Below are 18,865 nucleotides of genomic sequence, written 5' to 3' on the forward strand. Positions count from 1 at the left end.
TCACCATTTCCCTAGTAGACCGGAAGATACCTTCCGAATAACAATCCTTCTACTAAATACTATTAACATTTAAAAATATATAAAACTATCCTTAATTTGAAAGAATCTCATCCCAGGATTGAACTCTGTCTTTGATATCATAATCCTTTAAAACCTTATCTAAAGCATTCTGACGGATTTGATGTCTTAAATCTTTATCTAAAATAAGTTTTTCTATTTTTTCAAGCCATTCCTCATCATCTTTAGCCAAAAATCCGTCAACACCATCAGTGATGACAGAGTTGTAGACGCACATATCGGAATATACGCCGGGAACAGCCAAAACGGCAAGTTCAATAAACTTCAATTCGCTTTTGCATTGATTGAAAGGTGAATCTTCAAGCGGAACAATTGCAATATCCCAGTCAATCGTATCTGAAAGCCATGGCATGAAATTTTCAAAATCCATATTGTTTGGAGGCAGTTCGACCGCTTTAAACCAGTCTTCATCCACATTGTCGGCAGCGTTGAATCCGCCGATTACCTCAAAATCGAAATCGTATTTCTCCTTAAGTTTCAAAATGACATTTTTTATTAAAAACAAATCCTTGGAATGGGTAAGGGTACCGTAATAGCCAAGTTTCAAAGGCCCTTCTGATTTAACGTCATCCTTGATGTCAAAAACTGAATTGACATAGTAATTCGGAATGATGACAGTCTTTTTATCATCGAATTTTGAAGCCAAGCTTGGAGTTGTAACGGTAACGACATCTGATGCGTCAATATAATCGATGATAGACTGTGAAACCCTGTTGACGTATTCATATGAAGGGCTGTTTTCCTCAACGCCCAGCAAATCGTCATCGGTTTCATAAATTAGCCTGATGCCCAGTTTCTCGCACTTTTCACGCAAAAGATCAAGAAACGGAAGAATCCTTTGAACCACGACAACGTCAAACAGCCTGCATCTTAGGATGTTTTCGATGTTCATCATAGCATAGGAATCCATCCCATACATGAAAAATGTGTATTTTCCGCTTTTTGAAAGCTCGCTGAAGAGTTCGTGAAGCCTGATATAAGGGCATGGCGCCAGATTTTCAAAGGGATCGTTGGTGAAAACCCCCACGCGAATCCTTTCAATGTCAACCGGATTTTCACGCTGAATGTATGGAATCAGGGTTTTCTTGTCCCGAATGTAAAAGGAAGTTGAAACTATATCCTCGACCTTGGACTTTTCATTTGAAAAATACTGTTTATAAAGGTCCATTTCAAGTGTATTAATGTAGCCGTTATCCAGGGCATTAATATAATTGCCCTTAAAGAAACCGTCAGTAACATAGTCCAAAAGAGGTTTTTCGCTTCCATAAGTATTTTTATAGAAATCAAGGTTGAAAACATCGCTGACATAGGACTGCTGGACATCCAAAGGGTCATTAATGCCGTAGTATAGGTAATGGAGAATATAGTCCAAATCATTTAAATTATTGTGAACCGCCAGATATCCGCCCTCATCAATGACTTTAAGGGATTTAATCCTTGAATAAGCCTTTTGATATTTGGAAATCTTTTGGGGATTTCCCTTTGACTTCAGCGCAATGTAAGCTTTGGGGTTATTTTTTATTGATTTGGAAAAAAGCATGATTTCAACTCTTAATTTATTTATATCTGTTAACATAAAAATAAATTTATGTCATATAAAGTAACTGTTATTATTCCATCTTACAATAGCGTTGAATTTCTGGACTCAACCATTGAATCAATCAAGGCTCAGACGTTCGGCTTTGAAAATATCGAACTGATTATAATCGATGATTACTCAACGGACTCAACCCAGGAGCTTATAGACAAGTATTGCGCAGAATATGAAAACATTAAAACATACGAATCCGGAAAGAAAACCGGAACGCCGGGAAGAGCCAGAAACATTGGAATAGCTAACAGTACTGCCGATTATATAATGTTTATCGATCATGACGACAAATATCTGCCGGATACGGTGGAAAAGCTGTACAACGCAATTACGGCAAACAACAGTGATGTGGCCATCGGAAAATTCCAGTCATTCGGCGAAAACTACTTCGTTACCGAAGATTGGATTACTGAAGACATCATTTTAAATTCAATCGATGAAAACCTCCTGTTTTTCTCAATTAACAATATCTGGAGAATGATTTTTCCTAAAGAATTTCTGCTTGAACATGAAATAACATTCCCAGAAGGCGTATTTGCGGAAGACCTGACATTTATGGTCGACAGCTTCATTAATGCAAATAAAATAGTCTTTATTAATGATATTGTATATAATTTCAGATTAAGAACTGGAGACAACTCATCAACCAGCCTTTCAAAAGGCATGCATTACCTGAACGGGTTAATTGACGGCTATTCATACACCGCTGACGTTTTAAAGAAAAACGATGCCTGCAAATACTACGATACCATTTTCAACCAGCACTTGTCCTGCTGGCTCAGCGATGTTGCCTTAAGCGAAACAATTTCTTTAGAAGATAAAAAGACACTGGTTGAAAAATCCATTCCATTATTTGAAAAGCTTGAAAATAATGAACCTTTCCCTGAAAACAATGCCATAAAAAGCATTATCACACAGATTGTGGCCGGAAACCTTGATGAAGCATATATGCAAATGGGAGATTATCGGCTCTTTACAAACAGAATTTATAATCTTGAAAACGAGCTGAATCAAAAAAGGCAACAGGTTGCTACGCTTCAAACAACAAAAGGATGGTTTAAATATAAAATAAACAATATAAAGGAAAGGTTATTTTAAAAAATTAGAAATTTTAAAGGTTAATCAATGTCAGAATTACACAAAATGTGTAAAACTCACATAAGACATTGATTAGAAATTTTCATCCATGGTTTAAAAAGGAATTTTTTTCCTTTGATAATCTTATTATAATTTTTACTATATAAATGTAATTAAAGGAAAAATTAACCAATTACTCAATTAACCCCTTAAAAATCTCATCCCACTGATTTACACGGGATTTTAAATTGTAATTCTCTAAAATATCGTCACGGGCATTGTTGACAAAACCGTTTCTCAATACCGGATCCTCAATTAATAAAGACATTTTATCCACCCATTCATCTTCATTGCTTGCCAAATATCCGTTTACCCCATCTTTAATGGACCTGTTATAAGCCTCAACATTACTTGCAACGACAGGAATACCCAAAGCTGCAAATTCTATGTATTTAAGCTCGCTTTTACAGCTATTGAAATCCGTGTTGACCAATGGAATGATACCAATGTCCCATTCAGAATGTTTTCCCAGCCAATCGTAAAATGTATGCATTGACATCGGATAATAAGGGATTTTTATAATATTGAACCAGTCTGAATTTTCATCCAGGGATGCTCCCGCTATTTCAAACAATACGGTTATTCCCTTTTTGGAAAAAATTTCCTTTAACCTTAAGATTACATTGCGAACCAGCTCAATATCGTCACCATGAGTTAATGTTCCGAAATATCCTATTTTAATGAATTCGTTTCCTCTGAATTTAAATGCCTTTAGCGGAAGTGAATCGTTAACGTAATAGTTTTTGATTACTTCAACATTATCGAGATCCATTTTGTTGAAACGTTCCTTCAGACCATTAGTACTTACGACAATCTGTTCAGAATTGGTTACGAGCTTTTTAATGTTATTGAAATTGTTTATGATATAATGGTAAGAAGGATTTTCAGGATCTATATTTAGGAAATCATCGTCGGCTTCGTAAACTATTTTAATGTTATGCTTCTTTGCCTTCTTTAATATTTGATTTGAAAATGGATTAACCCTTTGAACGACAATAACATCAAATATATGGGCATTAATCATGTTATCGATGTCCAAAAGGGGCATAATTTCCTGACCATAGATAAAGAAATGATAGTCTCCGCTTTCGGAAAGCTTTGAAAATGGAGTATGGATTCTTATGAAAGGACAGGCATTCATATTGTCAAAATTATCCTCTAAAAATACACCTACCTTAATGGTATCGGTTTTGAATTCCTTTGTAGTGACAATATAATCAATCAATACCTTGGAATCGGTTATATACCTGTTTGAATCCAATTCCTTCTTAATGCGGTCAGTGGCGAAATTATCAAGTTGAAGATGTAAATTTTCAGTTATATTATCTACGAAATTAGGATATTTCCTGTTGAACCTTAATTTCATGTGAATTCCTTTTCTGAGATAATGGAGAATCGGATCCTCATCTCTGACATCATTAACAGTGATATAATAGTATAAATCAAAAATCGGGTCAACATACTTCATTTTATCGTCAATTGAATCCGTTTTTGAGCCCTCTTCAATGAAATGTAATATAGGGTCAAGACACGGATGTATGTGAGCATAGTTTGACTCATTAATAATGCCCAAATTCTTAATGGCCGAATACTCTTCCAATTCTACGGTTGCATTAACGTTTGAGTTTTTAAGGGATTTCAAGTAATGGCTGTGCTTTACCTTACGTGCCAAATCTCCTGCAACCCTTAAAGGCTTCGTTAATTTCAAGGAATTTGAGCCCATAAATTCATTGTATTCATTTTGAAGATATCCTATTCTGCCGGCGGTATCTATTCTGTAGCCTGCCATTCCCTTTACGTCATTTACAAGCAGATAGAGCTCTTCTCGGGACAAGTCAATGCTATCGCCCAGCTCCATATTCTCGACTTCAACGCCGATTTTAGCCCTTAAGTTGTCACTGGTAATCGGAGTGGTGAAAATGACCTTATGATGATAATCTCCAGCTTCCTTTGCCCAGTATTCGTTGTCCCAGTAATAAACACGGCTGACGGAAGGATGGAAATCATTTTTCCAGGCCACATATGCAAAACTGAGCTGGTCCTGATTTGTATACTTGATGTTTTCATCCCACCAGTCTTCCATTACCTTAATGACATCCGGATGGTTGTGCTGGCGGAAAAGCGCACCCATAACACCTAAACCGTAATGTTCAGGGAAGCCCTGGGAACGATAAAATTCAATCTGCTCTTCCATTACGGCTCTCGGATAGCGCGGAATGATTTTGGAAGCCTTATATTCCTCATAAACGCAGTCCCTTTCGGTATGGACCACAACCAGCATTTGCGAATTGGCCTTGATGTATTTATAGATGTATTCGCGGATGCTTCCCTTGATTTTAAAGGTTCCATCTAGCCAGAAACTGTATTTGTAATCTTTAAGGTATTTGTGAGGGAGTAACTTATACTGCTTGGCCTTTCTGTTGTTGTCAAGAATGGAATCCTCCATAGGGATTATTTTCCAAAGGTCTGAGGTTAATTCAGGGTTATCAGTGAAGCATATGTAATCACAGTTTTCATCTATTACTTCAGGATGCTTTAAAGTGTCATAATCACCTGTAAAGGCCGTGTAAATAGCTATCTTGTTATTTTTAATGTCTTCAATTGTTTCTTCAGCGGACTGTGTTGAATGATTGAATAAATCCCTGTTAACGTGCTCCTCTGAAAGCTCTTGATAAGTTTCGTAAATTTCATCATAACCCATAATATCACAAATATTTCTCTTTAATAGCTTTTAACAAGTCATCAGCGTAATTATCTGATTTTTCCAGGCAGATATCATATCTTGAATCTTCATCGGAAGAAATCAATACCTTGATTAGGTTCAATCTGCAGATTAATTTTTCAACGTCATAATTCTTATCGTTGGATATTAATATGTCGCAGTGGTCTCCAATGTCCCAATCCTTCAGGCAGGGAACTATTTTGACGTTGAAGCCCATATTGTTTAAATCTTTCACCAATTTAGTTATAAATTCATCGTTTTTGGAAACGATACAGAAATCAAGTTTCTTGTTGGTGAAGAAATTCTCGTTGTTGAGTTTTTCTGTTAAGATCTCCTTAAAAATGAAATCTCCCCATTTATCATAGAAATGCATTATGTTTTGATAATTCAGCCTGTTTTTTTCCGCAACGTCTTCAACACGGGTTGCTGATTCGTGGTGGAACAATAATGCAAATGGATTGAAAATGGATTTGTAACCGTTTTTGTATAATTTAAATGCGAAATCGATGTCCTCATAACCGTAGAAATATCCTTCATCAAGCCCATCAAGCTCCAGATAAAGCTCTTTAGGAACCAAAAGGCATGCTGCGGTATTGGAAATGACTTCCTTTTGGTGGTTTACGTCGCTTGAAAATATCATGGTCGAAAACATGTGCTCATGATAGGGACCGTAAATATAGGGAGTTCTTTCTTCTCTAAATTTTACGCCCGCATGCTGAATGGTAAACGACTTGGGCTGATTATTCATGTCTTCATAGTACGGAAATATCAGTTTGGCTCCGACTGAACCCACATTGTCGTTTTCAAGCATGCATCCTACAAGCTCGTTCAGCCAGCCGTATGTAGGCTCAATATCATTGTTCAGCAAAAGCAGGTATTCTCCGTTTGCCACTTTGGCAGCGTCATTATTTCCTTTTGAAAAACTGACGTTTTCTGTATTTTCAATTACCGTAATAGGCAAGTCCAGTGACTTCAAAAAACTTACGGATTCGTCGCCTGAGGCATTGTCGACGACGATTATTTCATAATTCGAATAGTTGGTCTTTTCATCAAAGTCTTTAAATAAACGTTTTAAATGATTAATGCCGTTTCTTGTAAGAATGATAATGGAAACGAGAGGTTCCGTTTCAAATTCGTAATTGGACAGGAATAACTTATTTGTATCTATAATCTTTTCTCTTCTCAAGGCAAAGGGATTCTTATCCATCCTAAATCCTTCATGTCCATTGTCTATGTAGTGAATCAGAGGGTTCAGATTGTTTTTTGTAACTTCCGGATAATCCTGCAGATATTTCTTTAGATTGAATGTTGGTGAAGGACTCTTAAATTCGCTTGCTCCATAGAATAGATAATGGAAAAGAGGATCCATTCCTGCCTTTTCAACGTGAGGATAAGCCTTGAGATAATACTGTTTATCAAAGAGACCTGACTCCATTATCTTATCATAGCTTTCTTCATAAAGCTTTGCCTTTTTGACATTGAATTTTGATTTTATTAAGAAATCCTTAAACGTTACCATAAGTTAACCTACTTTAAAAAATTGAATCTGCTTTTCTTAGTGTCTTTGTTAATCTCATTTATAATATTATTTTTTTCATTGATAATATTATCTTTTAAATTGAATAGACCTGCTATTTCATCGTTGTTCAGGAAATAGAGGTCAAAATCTATTGTTAATTCATTATTAACTTCACAATTTAAAATATAATTGGGATCCAAGTTCGAAAAAATCTGCAACTCATCATCTATTGAGTTTATGCAGTTTGCCTGCAATACCTCGACATTGTTGATTTTTGATTTGATGAATGCCCCTTCAAGCGGGTCAAAACGAATATTAACGATATTGTCAAATGCGCTTAAATCAAATGTCAATACGTTATTTCTGATTTTGGGAACATAATCCATGAATAATCTTGAATCTTCACTGAAGCCGTTTCCCTCATCGACATATAAGCTTGCAAAAGTCTTCACTTTAGGCAAACGGCGATTGAAATACTTGTATTTGGCCAGGAAGGTTTCGCTGTCATAACTGCTTAAGTTTAAACAGTCATCCTTGTAATAAACTTCATAGTCAGGATATAGCGTCCTGAAATAATCCAAATCATTATCTGAAACGTTGTAGGCACATTCCTTGAGCTTTGAAATTACGGAAATCTCATCTTCGATTGCCCAGTCATAATAATAAACCCAGAATAGAACGTCATTAATGAACTTGACGTTTAACAGGTTAACGAATTTATTTTTCAGGTCGTACAATTCACGGATTGACTCAGACAAGTCCAGCCCATGCTGCGGAGTGATGTTTTCCGTGGTTGATGTTAAATTCTTTCTGTAAAAGTAAGTCGCATCCTTTGATAAAAATATTCTGGAAGCGTTAATTATGGCGCTTACAACGGCAAGATTGTCATCGTACAAACCTCCTGAGAACTTCAGGAATTTGTATAGACTTTTGTGATATATCTTATTCCATGAAGCCGTTGAAAATATTAATTTGGGATTGTCTTCAAGTGAATTTAAAAGCACGTTCTCATCAGTATTCGGCTGGTGTATGTTAATCGGCTCCACATAGTCGCTTCCCGTATATGTCTCCCAGTTGAAAACGAGCAAGTCAGCATCATTTTCACTTATTTTCAATAATGAATCTTCATAGGCATTTGGAGATATGAAGTCATCGCAGTCAATGAATGTCAGGTAGTCCGTTTTGACCTCATTAATGGCGATGTTTCTTGACTCGCCTGCGCCGAGGTTGCTTTCATTGGAAATCACCCTGAAAGTATCGTATTTTGATGCATATTCATTGATGATTGATAAACTGTTATCTGAGGAGTTGTCATTAACTATAATCACTTCAATATTGTCAATGCCAATGCTTTGAGCGACAATTGAATCTAAACATTGCCTGAGATATTTTTCTCCATTGTAAACCGGAATGATAACGCTTAATTGAGGATTCATAATTTCACTATTTTTTTAAATTTATTCTTGACTGAAGCATTTCCCAATTCTTCTCTTAATTGATTGTTTTGAGCTGTCAGCTCGTCAATCTGCTTTTTATATTCATTGGACAGGGTTTCATAATGCTTGGCTAAAATCTCATTGCATACCCTTTCATAATTCAAATCAAATTCCTTATAGTTATCGGCCATCATTATTGATTCATGAAAGGCCCTGTCTTCATAATGCCACTTTTCACTGTATACTACTTCATTCAATGCATAATCATAATATTTTTCTTTCATAACATCTATGAACTGATTTTTTAACTCTTCTTTCAGTCTTAAATAAACATACTTTAAATTAACGATAACGAACATCAGCCAGTCCTGCTTAATCTGATTGTAAACTTTTGCATCAAGGAAATGCTGCTTGGTTGTCTCCAGTATGTTGAATATGTCAAATGAGCCTTCATCCCCGCTTGTTGATATTGACTGGTCCCTGATGCGATAATAATAAAGGTATTCCGGCAGAACAGACACTTTTTTGGCCTTTAAAAATACCTTATAAAAGAACTCTAAATCCTCATAATAGGAACCGTATAGGAATTTGGCATCATTTTCCTTTAAAAAAGATGTTTTATAGAGTTTATTGAAAGGAGCATGTGATATTTTAAAAATTATATCAATAACATCCATATAATAAAAATTACCTGTGAAAAAAGAAGGATCAATTACTTCCAGATTTGTAAAAGGCCCTTCGCTATATTCTTCCGTATTTTCATTGTAATACTTGAACTTGAACATTGTAATGTCTGAGCTGAAGCCCTTTACATGTTCATACAATACTTCCAAAGCATTTTCTTCAAGCCAGTCATCAGAATCGACGAAAAGAACGTATTCCCCTTCGACTTGCTCGATTCCCGTGTTTCTGGCTCCACTCAAGCCCTGATTTTCCTGAGTAATTATTTTAAATCTTGAATCACTAAGTGAATAGCCTTCTAGGATACTTAAAGATAAATCAGTAGACCCGTCATTAACGCATATTACCTCAAAATCCTTAAACGTCTGATTAACTAAGCTGTCAAGACATTTTCTAAGATAATTTGCAACGTTATAAACCGGTAAAACCACTGAAATCTTTATGCCCATTCTTTTCACCTATTGGAATACATCTTTTCGTAGTATTGCTGGTATTCTCCGCTTTTTACCTGATCCATCCAGTCCTGATTGTCAAGATACCACTGAATGGTTTCCTTGATACCCGTTTCGAAAGTATATTTAGGCTCCCAGCCAAGTTCATTTCGTATTTTATCAGCGTCAATTGCGTAACGTCTGTCGTGACCTAATCTGTCTGCGACAAACTCTATTAATGACTCGTCCTTTCCCAAAGCCTCTAGAATTAATTTGACGATTTGAATGTTTTGCCTTTCGTTGTGACCGCCGATGTTGTATACTTCACCGAGCTTTCCTTCATGCAATACCAAATCAATTGCCTGGCAGTGATCGTATACGTGAAGCCAGTCACGGATGTTTTTACCGTCACCGTAAATCGGCAATTTCTTATCTTCCAGGGCATTGGAAATCATTAAAGGTATTAATTTTTCCGGAAACTGATAAGGACCGTAATTGTTGGAACATCTCGTGATGTTAACCGGCAAATCAAAAGTCTCAAAGTAAGCCCTAGTAATTAAGTCTCCTCCGGCTTTGGAAGCTGAATAAGGACTGTTAGGCTGTAGTGGAGTGGTTTCTGAGAAATAACCAGTTTCTCCTAAAGTGCCGTAAACCTCATCGGTTGAAATCTGAATATATTTTTCAACTCCAAACTCCTTGGCTGCATTTAACAATACCTGAGTTCCCAAAACATTGGACTTAATAAAGATTTCCGGATCAGTTATGCTTCTGTCGACATGGCTTTCAGCAGCAAAGTTAATGACATAATCCACTTTTGAGACGATATCGTCAACCAATTCTTTGTCACGAATATCTCCCTTAATGAAAGTATAATTATCCATGTCTTCGATGTCTTTCAGGTTTTCAAGGTTTCCGCAATAAGTTAAAGCATCCAAGTTGATAATTTCATAATCGGAATACTTGTCCAGCATGTATTTGACGAAATTGCTTCCTATGAAGCCTGCTCCACCAGTAACTAAAATCTTGCTCATTATTTTCTCCACCTTTTAGTATTTAATTTGTGATTCGGCTAGAGTTGGCCATTCTTTATCCTTATCGGAAAATATCAATTCGTCAATGTCATCGATTGGCCATTCTATTCCAATGTCGGGATCGTTCCAGATGACTCCGCCTTCATCTTCGCCGTGATAAAATTCTGTGCATTTATAAACGAACTCAGCCTCATCGGATAATACGACAAAACCGTGAGCAAAGCAAGGAGGAATAAAGAGCTGTTTTTTGTTTTCTTCAGATAAAACTGCTCCAAACCATTCACCATATGTAGGAGAATCCGCTCTTAAATCAACGCCAACATCAAAGACTTCTCCCCTAATCACACGGACAAGTTTGCCTTGAGGATACTTCAGCTGCAAATGCAAACCTCTAAGTACCCCTTTTGTTGACATTGACTGATTGTCCTGAACAAAAGTCAAATCATAACCGGCTTGTTTGAAATCGTTTTCATTATAAGTTTCCATGAAAAAACCCCTGTTGTCACCAAAAACGGCAGGTTCTACTAAAAACATGCCTTCAATAGGAGTTTCTGTGAATTTAAATTGACCCATAAATATCTAATCCTCCTTAACCAAATTGAATAAATATTGACCATAATCAGTCTTTTTAAGCTCTTCAGCAGTCTTTAAAAGCTGTTCATCATCAATATAACCTTTATTATATGCGATTTCCTCTAAACATGCGATGTATAGGCTTTGCCTTTTTTGAACTGTTTCAATGAAGTTGGCTGCTTCCAGAAGCCCCGCATGAGTTCCTGTATCAAGCCATGCCATTCCACGACCCAATAGCTCTACTTTAAGCTTTCCACGATTTAAATACTCTTCGTTAACGGAAGTGATTTCAACTTCACCCCTATCGGAAGGCTCTACGTTTTTAGCTATTTCAATTACATCATTGTCATAGAAATACAATCCCGGTACGATATAATTGGATTTAGGATGCTCCGGCTTTTCTTCAACAGATAAAACATTCCATTCATCATCAAACTCAACAACACCAAAAGCCTCAGGGTTTTTAGTGTAATATCCGAAAATTACTGCTCCCTCTTCCAGGCCTGTAGCCCTTTCCAAAATTTCCGTAAACCGATGTCCATGGAAAATATTGTCTCCTAAAATCAATGCAACGTTATCATCACCGATAAAGTCTTCACCAACAATAAAAGCTTCCGCAAGACCGTTAGGATGTTCCTGAACGGCATACTCAAACTTAATGCCCAAAGAAGAGCCGTCACCCAAGAGATCTTTATACATAGGCAAATCCCTAGGAGTGGAAATAATCAAAATCTCCTTAATTCCCGCAAGCATCAATACAGAAATAGGATAATAAATCATAGGCTTATCATATAACGGCAACAACTGCTTAGAAACCGCCTTAGTAATAGGATACAAACGAGTTCCAGAACCACCAGCAAGTACTATACCTTTCATAATTAATCACATATAAATTTCTTATGAATAATTTTTTGTTAGTTATAATTAATTAAAATAACTATTAACTTAAAAAAAATCTATGAAATTTAAAAAAATGATTAATTTAAGAAATAAAAAAAGTTTGAAAAATAGGAATTATTGAAGTTCCAAACCGCTCAATTGCTCTTCTGATGCCTTTTTAGCGGCTTCAATGTAAGCATCACAGACATAGTCAACGTCTCCGTCCATGACTACCTTACCTTCGTCCAGCCATATCGCACGGGTACACAATTCACGTATATTATCTGTTGCGTGGGATACGAGCAATACGGTTACGCCTGATCCCATCATTGACTTGAGCTTGTCACCACTTTTTTTCTGGAATTTTACGTCTCCAACGGACAATACCTCATCCAGAATCAGTACGTCAGGTTCGACTATCGTTGCAACTGAAAATCCTAGCTTTGCAACCATACCTGAGGAGTAATTCTTAATAGGGATTTCAATGAAGTCTCCAAGCTCTGAGAATTCAAGTATCTCATCGTATTTGCTTTCCAGAAATTCCCTTGAATAGCCCAGAATGGCTCCGTTTAAAAATACGTTTTCCCTTCCACTGTAATTGTGGTCGAAACCTGCTCCAAGTTCAAGCAATGGTGCAACGGTACCGTAAGTTTGTATTTCACCTTTGGTAGGTTTTAAAACACCGGATAAAATCTTCAATATCGTACTTTTTCCCGCGCCGTTGAAACCTATAATGCCGACCCTTTCACCTTTATTTACGGAAAATGAAACATCATCGAGAGCCCTGAATTTGTTTTTAGGTTTCAATTCTCTTTTAACCCATTTGATACAGTATTCCTTAAGGTTATCCACCTTTTCTTGAGGCTTTTTGAATTCCATTGATACGTGGCTGACGTCAATTACAACATCCTGACTCATCAGCTGATATTCCTCATTATCTCCCAATTCTGAACCCCATACATTGGTGGTTTCGTCAAATAGGTTTGGAGGGCTTTCAAAGTCCTTGTCATGAACCTCAACATAGAAATTACGGGTGACTCCGAAGTTTTCATTGTATCCGGACAATGTCCAGGTACCTTCGCTTACGCATTTAAGGACTAATCTGATGGCTGCTGAACCTTTTCCTCTAACGGAAGGATGCCATATCAATGTTTCCTCATCGAACTCGTCTTCATAGAGCTCCTCATCAATGTCATCGTCAGTTAATTTGTTGATTTTAGAAGCTTTAAAGTAATATCTAACAATTTCAAAGCCTTCGGGAATATTGACCTTCACTTCCTGGCGTTCGGTTGAAACACCGTTGACGTTCCTGAAGTAAAGGGAATATCTGAATTCGTCTCCAACGGCCAATTGAATAGGTTCCTCTTCAGTTGGGAAATATGTATTGGTTTCACCGGAAGACAATATGTATCTTTTAATGTCAAAAACAAGCCTTATACGGACAAAATCAAAGAACAAAAGTCCAGCATCATTATTCAGGTTTTCAGGGAAGTCAAATTTTATTTTGAAGTTATCTCCCTTTACGTCCTTTCCTTCAATGTCCTCAAGAGGTATTACTACGCTGCGGTCGGCCGGATAAATGTCCGCATTAATGAATGAATGCATCTCAAATTCCTCATCTCCAATCATGAGCGTAATTAATGGAGGCTCGATTTCAATAGGCTTCTGAGAGGATTCCTTGTGAAAATCATGTTCAACGACGACCTCGGAAACTCTAGCGTCGTCGGGAATATTAAAATTAAAGTCACTGATTAATATTTCTGCCGGCTCCTGTCCCGGAGATACGCAAGTAGATGCAACGTCATCCCAGTCATCAAGCATGATGTTATCCAAGTCTTTCCAAACGGATTTCTTACTGTCTTCCTTTTGGGTAACTTTTTTCGGATATCTTAACTGTATTGTCATCTTTTCATCTCCTAGATATTCAATATAAATTCATCCTGATACTTATTGAATACATAAATTCCAATAGCCAGTGCTACAATGGATGCGACAACCAGATAAAGGAAAAATTTCATTTCAGGAAAAGTACCAGCTAAAACAATATCTCTAAAACATTTAACGGCAGCATACAAAGGATTTATTTTGAATAAAAACAAATATTGTTCGGGAATCATTTCAATAGGATAAAACAATGGAGTCATGAATGATAATAGCATGGTTAAAACTCCATATAAGTATTTAATGTCCGTAAAGAAGGTTGTAGCCGTGGCTAAAATCAGACCAACTCCCATTGTCAATACTAAAAGGAAGAACAGTGGGATTGGAGAGTATAACAATGACCAGAAAAATGGCGCTCCAGTTACAAGCATCACTGCAATGAGCACGATAAGTGATATTAAAAAATTAATGAACTCGGAACAGACTATTCCAACTGCGAACATGTATTTCGGAACGTAAATCTTTTTGATAATCTCTGAATTTCCTTTAATTGAATCCATTGCCCCGGTCGTTGCATTAGCGAATAAATCAAAAACCAGTTTACCGCTCAACAGATAAACTGGGAAATTTGGAATGGATCCTCCGAAGAATTGTGAAAACACCATGGTCAACACAATCATAGACAGTAAAGGATTTAAAAAGCTCCAAAACAGCCCTAAAGTGGAATCTTTGTATTTTCCGCTTATATCCCTTTTAATTAATTCAGTAAGTAAAAAAGAATACTTACTGAAGTTTGTAATATGCTCATTATCTTTAATCATTAAATATCTAACTCACCGATTTGTTTTTTATCAAAAAAATAATCAATATATATAATTTCTTAAATAAGAAATATAAAAACATTACTTTAATCTATTCGAATTTAATAATCAAATTTTTATTTTCATTTCTGGCATCGTCAAAAGTATCTAAAATGCAGTCCTTTACGCAGGTTGCATTGCTAAAGTGAATCTCACCATTGAATTCTGTTAGACAGTCATAAAGGGCATCCAGATTTTCGCCGTAATAATCGGGGAAATCCAAAGCCTCCTTCAGATACTTATGGCCATCGCTGGCTATCAGTTTGCCGTCAAGTTCATAGATTTTCAATTTTTAAACCTCTTTAAATGTCTTATAATGGTCTGAAGTGTAATAGACCTGGAAGGTCTGGGTATTGTACACTATTCTTTCAGGACCTCTGGAAGTGCCGTTTGCGTTGATGTCACATTCTATGTATTTTGCAGACGTTTTTGGAAGGACTCCTTCACGATTGGTAAATACGTCACCGCCAATACTTTTTCCGGGAGCGTACTTCTTAAGCGGCCCTCCGTTCCATCCCAACGATTGGGCTTCCTTTTTCGTTATGAAATTGCTTGGAAGCTTATGAAATTCCTTGATGTAGGCTGATACCTCATCAACCGTACAGTACTGGCCGTCCTCTACAACCTTCACGTCCTTTTGGGCGAAAGTTCCCGTTAGAAAAAGGCCGAAAAACAATGCCATAACTGCCAAAACAATTATTAACATTCGCCTATCCATTTAACCACCTTATTTGATAATTTCAATGTAATCCTTAATGGCTTCCTTATAACTTCTTAAAGGTTCAAATCCGTTTTCAATCCATTTTCTGTTTTCAAGAACTGAATATGAAGGTCTAGGTGCAGGCCTTGCAAACTCGGCCGCCGTTACAGGCGCCACCTCAACGTCGACTCCGGCAACTTCGAAAATGTATTTTGCAAAATCAAACCATGAGCAGCTGTCGGAGTTTGTTATGTGATAGATTCCATAATAATCCGTTTCAATTAATTCAGAGATTGCCCCTGCCAGATCGAGAGTGTATGTAGGACATCCCACCTCATCGGTAACCACGGTTATTACAGGATGGCTTTTAGCAAGTTCAAGCATCGTTTTCGGGAAATTACCTCCGTTTACGCCATAAAGCCATGCGGTTCTTACTATAAAGAACTTGTCGAGGATTTCCTGAATGGCAATTTCGCCCTGAAGCTTGCTTTTTCCATAGACGCTGATTGGTCCGATTTCATCATCTTCAACCCAAGGCCTCGTATTTTTGCCGTTGAATACGTAATCAGTACTTACATGAACCAGAGGACAGTCAACTTCCCTGCATCCGAGAGCCAAGTTTCTAGGACCGTCACCGTTGACGCTATATGCCAGATCGGTGTTTTCCTCACAGCCGTCGACATTTGTATATGCAGCGGAGTTGATTACGATATCCGGCTTATTTTCCTTAATGAAATCAATAGTGTGCTCTTTATCCGTTATATCTAATGAAGATGAAGTGGTCAGTATCAATTCATGCTTATCCTTTAACACATCAATCAAATCGTTTCCCAACATTCCATTAGAGCCTGTTATTAAAATCTTCATGATAAACCCCAAACATTTATTTATATAAATTAAATATATCAATATTAATATTTAAAATTAAATGGGGTTTTAATTATGAAAGTGTGTATTATTGGACAAGGCTATATCGGACTTCCAACAGCAGCATTATTTGCAAGAAACCACTGCGAAGTTGTTGGGGTTGATGTGAACGAAAAGATTATTGAAAACTTAAATAACGGAATCATTCACATTGAAGAGCCTGGAATATCTGATATAATCAAAAAAGCTTTGGAATTGAAAGTGTACAAAGCCTCCCTAAAGCCTGAAAAGGCCGATGCATTCATAATCACCGTACCGACCCCCTATATTGTTGAAAACTACAGCTGTGATTTAAGCTATGTCGTAAGCGCATGCCAGTCAATACTCCCCTACCTGGAAAAGGGAAACGTTGTCATAATCGAATCCACGATAGCTCCGATGTCAACCGACGAGACCATAAAGCCTATATTTGAAAATGTCGGTTTTACGATTGGAGAGGATTTGTATCTTGCCCACTGCCCTGAAAGGGTATTGCCAGGGAAAATCATTGAGGAACTGATTCACAATGACCGCATTATCGGAGGGGTGACTCCAGAATGTTCCGTTAAGGCGTGTGAGGTCTACGGGCAGTTTGTGGAAGGCGAGCTTATGCTGACCGAAGCGAAAACCGCAGAACTCTCAAAATGTATGGAAAATACTTTCAGGGACGTTAACATTGCCCTTGCCAATGAGCTTGCAAAAATCTGCGCGGAAATTGGAGTGAACGCTCTGGACGTAATTAAAATGGCAAACAAGCATCCGAGAGTTAACCTGCATTCTCCGGGCCCAGGCGTTGGAGGGCACTGCCTTGCAATCGATCCGTACTTCATTTACGCAAAGGCGCCTGAAACCGCAAAAATCATTAAGCTTGCAAGGGACACCAATAACTCAATGCCCGAATTCGTATGCGACTACACAAGAAAAATGATTGAAAATGGTAAAATTGCCGTTTTGGGAGTTTCATATAAAGGAAATACCGGCGATGACAGGGAAAGTCCTGCATATGAAATAATAGCCAATCTGGAAAAGGATTATGAAATTGCAATTCATGACCCGCACCTTGAAAATCCGAATTTTGTAAGTTTTGAAGAGGCTGTTGGTGATGCAGACCTTATTTTAATATTGTGTGACCATAATGAGTTTAAAAACTTAAATTATGATGCAATACATGAAAATACGATAATATTCGATACCAAAAACATCATTGAAGATGTTCCGGACGAAATAAAGCTGTACAATTACGGCAATCTCTATGAAATTTAATCTGTAATGTACATATTTGAATCTATGTCCTTTCCGCTCCATGCCTTAAGTGAAGTCCACTCGGCATCGGGAGCTGACCAGAACCTGTCACTTTCTGGCAATCCTAAAGGCAGAAAGCCCGTTGTACACAGATACATGCTTCCGGTGTTGCTGTACTCTTCAGCCACCTTTTTTTGATTGCCGTTGAAACCGAATCGAAGCCATCCATTATTGTCGAAATTGTCATTTCCTGAAAACTGATTTTGAATGACCGCAGTCAGTGCACACCTGACCTGTTCGGGCGTTACGTCGGGATTATACAGACCGAAAAGGCATGCCTGTCCCAAAGCCTGAAATGCTGCAGTCCTGTAAAGCATTGACCTTCCGATGACGGGATAGGTTCCTTCAGGAGATATCAGTCTTTCAAGATGTCCCGCATAATGCCTCAATCTGTGTAAATGAGCATCAAGGAATGTATACTCTCCAATATTGTGCTTTCTTAAAACGGTGAGGATATCAGTGAGCATCGGATGGATAACATAGCTGTTATAGTAATCCAAATGGAAATTCGGGCCGTCTCCGTAATATGAGTCTCCGCAGTACCATTCGTTCATGTAAATGTTTACGCCGTGCATTAAGCGGAACTCATCGTATTCTCCAGTGGTTTCAAGCAAAAAGGCTTCAATCATTGATGGGAAGAGTATCCAGTTGTTGTTCCATGGCTCGATTGAACGGGTCTCCTTTAAAGCGTTTATGATTAATTCCTGGCCGTCGGAGTCGATATTGTCCCATAGCTGGGTTCTTGCCCTGAGAAGTCCCTCAACCAGATGGGCTGAGTCAACGAGGGGTTGATATGGTTCATTGAAAATAAGATAATCGGGTGAATCGGGATTGCAGATATTGACCAATGATTTAGTGGTCAAATCAATGTATTTGGCTCTAATTTTACCTTCGGCGGTGTTGTCCGGACCCAATTCAAGCCAAGGCGCAATGCCGCAAACCGTACGGCCTACGGCCTCCAAATGTGCAAATTTTGCCCTTTCTTCTTTGACATAGTTTACGGGCATGTTCGCTTTAAGGGTTTCATCCGCAGCGTTGGTCAAAACAGGATCAATGATTTTAGATAAAGCATTAACCCAAATTTGTCTGGGATTATCAGTTTTAGACTCTTTATTGAATAAAGATTTTATTTTCATAA

Annotated in this window: 16 protein-coding genes; 2 read left to right on the forward strand and 14 right to left on the reverse strand. The window is 37.5% G+C overall.

Annotation, left to right across the window (positions count from 1 at the left end; genetic code table 11):
• Positions 1–91: 91 nt before the first annotated feature.
• Positions 92–1,618, reverse strand: coding sequence for a glycosyltransferase family protein (locus F3G70_RS06265; protein WP_149731925.1), 1,527 nt, complete (start codon positions 1,616–1,618; stop codon positions 92–94).
• 48 nt (positions 1,619–1,666) lie between these two features.
• Here F3G70_RS06265 and F3G70_RS06270 point away from each other — a divergent pair, with 48 nt between their 5' ends.
• The gene (locus F3G70_RS06270) at positions 1,667–2,767 is read left to right on the forward strand and encodes a glycosyltransferase family 2 protein (RefSeq protein ID WP_149731847.1); all 1,101 of its coding nucleotides are present in this window, start codon (positions 1,667–1,669) and stop codon (positions 2,765–2,767) included.
• A gap of 172 nt (positions 2,768–2,939) precedes the next feature.
• On the opposite strand, the gene F3G70_RS06275 is transcribed toward F3G70_RS06270, so the two are convergent.
• From F3G70_RS06275 to rfbD, 12 genes are all read right to left on the reverse strand, one after another.
• Entirely contained in the window at positions 2,940–5,507 is a 2,568-nt protein-coding gene (locus tag F3G70_RS06275) for a glycosyltransferase domain-containing protein (RefSeq protein WP_149731848.1), read from the reverse strand.
• A 4-nt stretch (positions 5,508–5,511) separates the two neighbouring features.
• The gene (locus F3G70_RS06280; protein WP_149731849.1) at positions 5,512–7,047 is read right to left on the reverse strand and encodes a glycosyltransferase family 2 protein; all 1,536 of its coding nucleotides are present in this window, start codon (positions 7,045–7,047) and stop codon (positions 5,512–5,514) included.
• 8 nt (positions 7,048–7,055) lie between these two features.
• Positions 7,056–8,483, reverse strand: coding sequence for a glycosyltransferase family 2 protein (locus F3G70_RS06285; protein WP_149731850.1), 1,428 nt, complete (start codon positions 8,481–8,483; stop codon positions 7,056–7,058).
• A complete protein-coding gene (locus F3G70_RS06290; protein ID WP_149731851.1) occupies positions 8,480–9,613 on the reverse strand; it encodes a glycosyltransferase family 2 protein in 1,134 nt (377 codons plus the stop codon). Before F3G70_RS06290 ends, F3G70_RS06285 begins: the two co-directional genes overlap by 4 nt.
• A 5-nt stretch (positions 9,614–9,618) precedes the next feature.
• Positions 9,619–10,626, reverse strand: coding sequence for a dTDP-glucose 4,6-dehydratase (rfbB, locus tag F3G70_RS06295; protein WP_149731852.1), 1,008 nt, complete (start codon positions 10,624–10,626; stop codon positions 9,619–9,621).
• A 15-nt stretch (positions 10,627–10,641) separates the two neighbouring features.
• Positions 10,642–11,199, reverse strand: coding sequence for a dTDP-4-dehydrorhamnose 3,5-epimerase (rfbC, locus tag F3G70_RS06300; RefSeq protein WP_149731853.1), 558 nt, complete (start codon positions 11,197–11,199; stop codon positions 10,642–10,644).
• 6 nt (positions 11,200–11,205) lie between these two features.
• Positions 11,206–12,075 (reverse strand): glucose-1-phosphate thymidylyltransferase RfbA, encoded by an 870-nt coding sequence (rfbA, locus tag F3G70_RS06305; RefSeq protein ID WP_149731854.1) that lies wholly within the window; start codon positions 12,073–12,075, stop codon positions 11,206–11,208.
• Positions 12,076–12,213: 138 nt separating this feature from the next.
• Positions 12,214–13,983 (reverse strand): ABC transporter ATP-binding protein, encoded by a 1,770-nt coding sequence (locus F3G70_RS06310; RefSeq protein WP_149731855.1) that lies wholly within the window; start codon positions 13,981–13,983, stop codon positions 12,214–12,216.
• An 11-nt stretch (positions 13,984–13,994) separates the two neighbouring features.
• Positions 13,995–14,780, reverse strand: a complete 786-nt coding sequence (locus F3G70_RS06315) for an ABC transporter permease (protein ID WP_149731856.1) — start codon at positions 14,778–14,780, stop codon at positions 13,995–13,997.
• Positions 14,781–14,871: 91 nt separating this feature from the next.
• The gene (locus F3G70_RS06320) at positions 14,872–15,108 is read right to left on the reverse strand and encodes a barstar family protein (protein ID WP_149731857.1); all 237 of its coding nucleotides are present in this window, start codon (positions 15,106–15,108) and stop codon (positions 14,872–14,874) included.
• Between the two features lie 3 nt (positions 15,109–15,111).
• Positions 15,112–15,537: a ribonuclease domain-containing protein gene (locus F3G70_RS06325; RefSeq protein WP_149731858.1), complete on the reverse strand. Its 426-nt coding sequence runs from the start codon at positions 15,535–15,537 to the stop codon at positions 15,112–15,114.
• 9 nt (positions 15,538–15,546) lie between these two features.
• Positions 15,547–16,386 (reverse strand): dTDP-4-dehydrorhamnose reductase, encoded by an 840-nt coding sequence (gene rfbD / locus F3G70_RS06330; protein ID WP_149731859.1) that lies wholly within the window; start codon positions 16,384–16,386, stop codon positions 15,547–15,549.
• A 75-nt stretch (positions 16,387–16,461) separates the two neighbouring features.
• Here rfbD and F3G70_RS06335 point away from each other — a divergent pair, with 75 nt between their 5' ends.
• The gene (locus F3G70_RS06335; protein ID WP_149731860.1) at positions 16,462–17,688 is read left to right on the forward strand and encodes a nucleotide sugar dehydrogenase; all 1,227 of its coding nucleotides are present in this window, start codon (positions 16,462–16,464) and stop codon (positions 17,686–17,688) included.
• Here F3G70_RS06335 and F3G70_RS06340 read toward each other — a convergent pair.
• The gene (locus F3G70_RS06340) at positions 17,685–18,863 is read right to left on the reverse strand and encodes a DUF2264 domain-containing protein (RefSeq protein ID WP_149731861.1); all 1,179 of its coding nucleotides are present in this window, start codon (positions 18,861–18,863) and stop codon (positions 17,685–17,687) included. The two genes, F3G70_RS06335 and F3G70_RS06340, sit on opposite strands and share 4 nt — an antisense overlap.
• Positions 18,864–18,865: the final 2 nt, after the last annotated feature.

Source organism: Methanobrevibacter millerae (assembly GCF_900103415.1).
Classification (GTDB): domain Archaea; phylum Methanobacteriota; class Methanobacteria; order Methanobacteriales; family Methanobacteriaceae; genus Methanocatella; species Methanocatella millerae.

Coding starts and splice junctions, on each gene's coding strand:
- rfbB (WP_149731852.1), bottom strand. CDS start 10,626: ATGAGCAAGATTTTAGTTACTGGTGGAGCAGGCTTCATAGGAAGCAAT.
- rfbD (WP_149731859.1), bottom strand. CDS start 16,386: ATGAAGATTTTAATAACAGGCTCTAATGGAATGTTGGGAAACGATTTG.
- F3G70_RS06310 (WP_149731855.1), bottom strand. CDS start 13,983: ATGACAATACAGTTAAGATATCCGAAAAAAGTTACCCAAAAGGAAGAC.
- F3G70_RS06325 (WP_149731858.1), bottom strand. CDS start 15,537: ATGGATAGGCGAATGTTAATAATTGTTTTGGCAGTTATGGCATTGTTT.
- F3G70_RS06315 (WP_149731856.1), bottom strand. CDS start 14,780: ATGATTAAAGATAATGAGCATATTACAAACTTCAGTAAGTATTCTTTT.
- F3G70_RS06275 (WP_149731848.1), bottom strand. CDS start 5,507: ATGGGTTATGATGAAATTTACGAAACTTATCAAGAGCTTTCAGAGGAG.
- F3G70_RS06270 (WP_149731847.1), top strand. CDS start 1,667: ATGTCATATAAAGTAACTGTTATTATTCCATCTTACAATAGCGTTGAA.
- F3G70_RS06280 (WP_149731849.1), bottom strand. CDS start 7,047: ATGGTAACGTTTAAGGATTTCTTAATAAAATCAAAATTCAATGTCAAA.
- F3G70_RS06340 (WP_149731861.1), bottom strand. CDS start 18,863: ATGAAAATAAAATCTTTATTCAATAAAGAGTCTAAAACTGATAATCCC.
- F3G70_RS06290 (WP_149731851.1), bottom strand. CDS start 9,613: ATGGGCATAAAGATTTCAGTGGTTTTACCGGTTTATAACGTTGCAAAT.
- rfbC (WP_149731853.1), bottom strand. CDS start 11,199: ATGGGTCAATTTAAATTCACAGAAACTCCTATTGAAGGCATGTTTTTA.
- rfbA (WP_149731854.1), bottom strand. CDS start 12,075: ATGAAAGGTATAGTACTTGCTGGTGGTTCTGGAACTCGTTTGTATCCT.
- F3G70_RS06285 (WP_149731850.1), bottom strand. CDS start 8,483: ATGAATCCTCAATTAAGCGTTATCATTCCGGTTTACAATGGAGAAAAA.
- F3G70_RS06265 (WP_149731925.1), bottom strand. CDS start 1,618: ATGCTTTTTTCCAAATCAATAAAAAATAACCCCAAAGCTTACATTGCG.
- F3G70_RS06335 (WP_149731860.1), top strand. CDS start 16,462: ATGAAAGTGTGTATTATTGGACAAGGCTATATCGGACTTCCAACAGCA.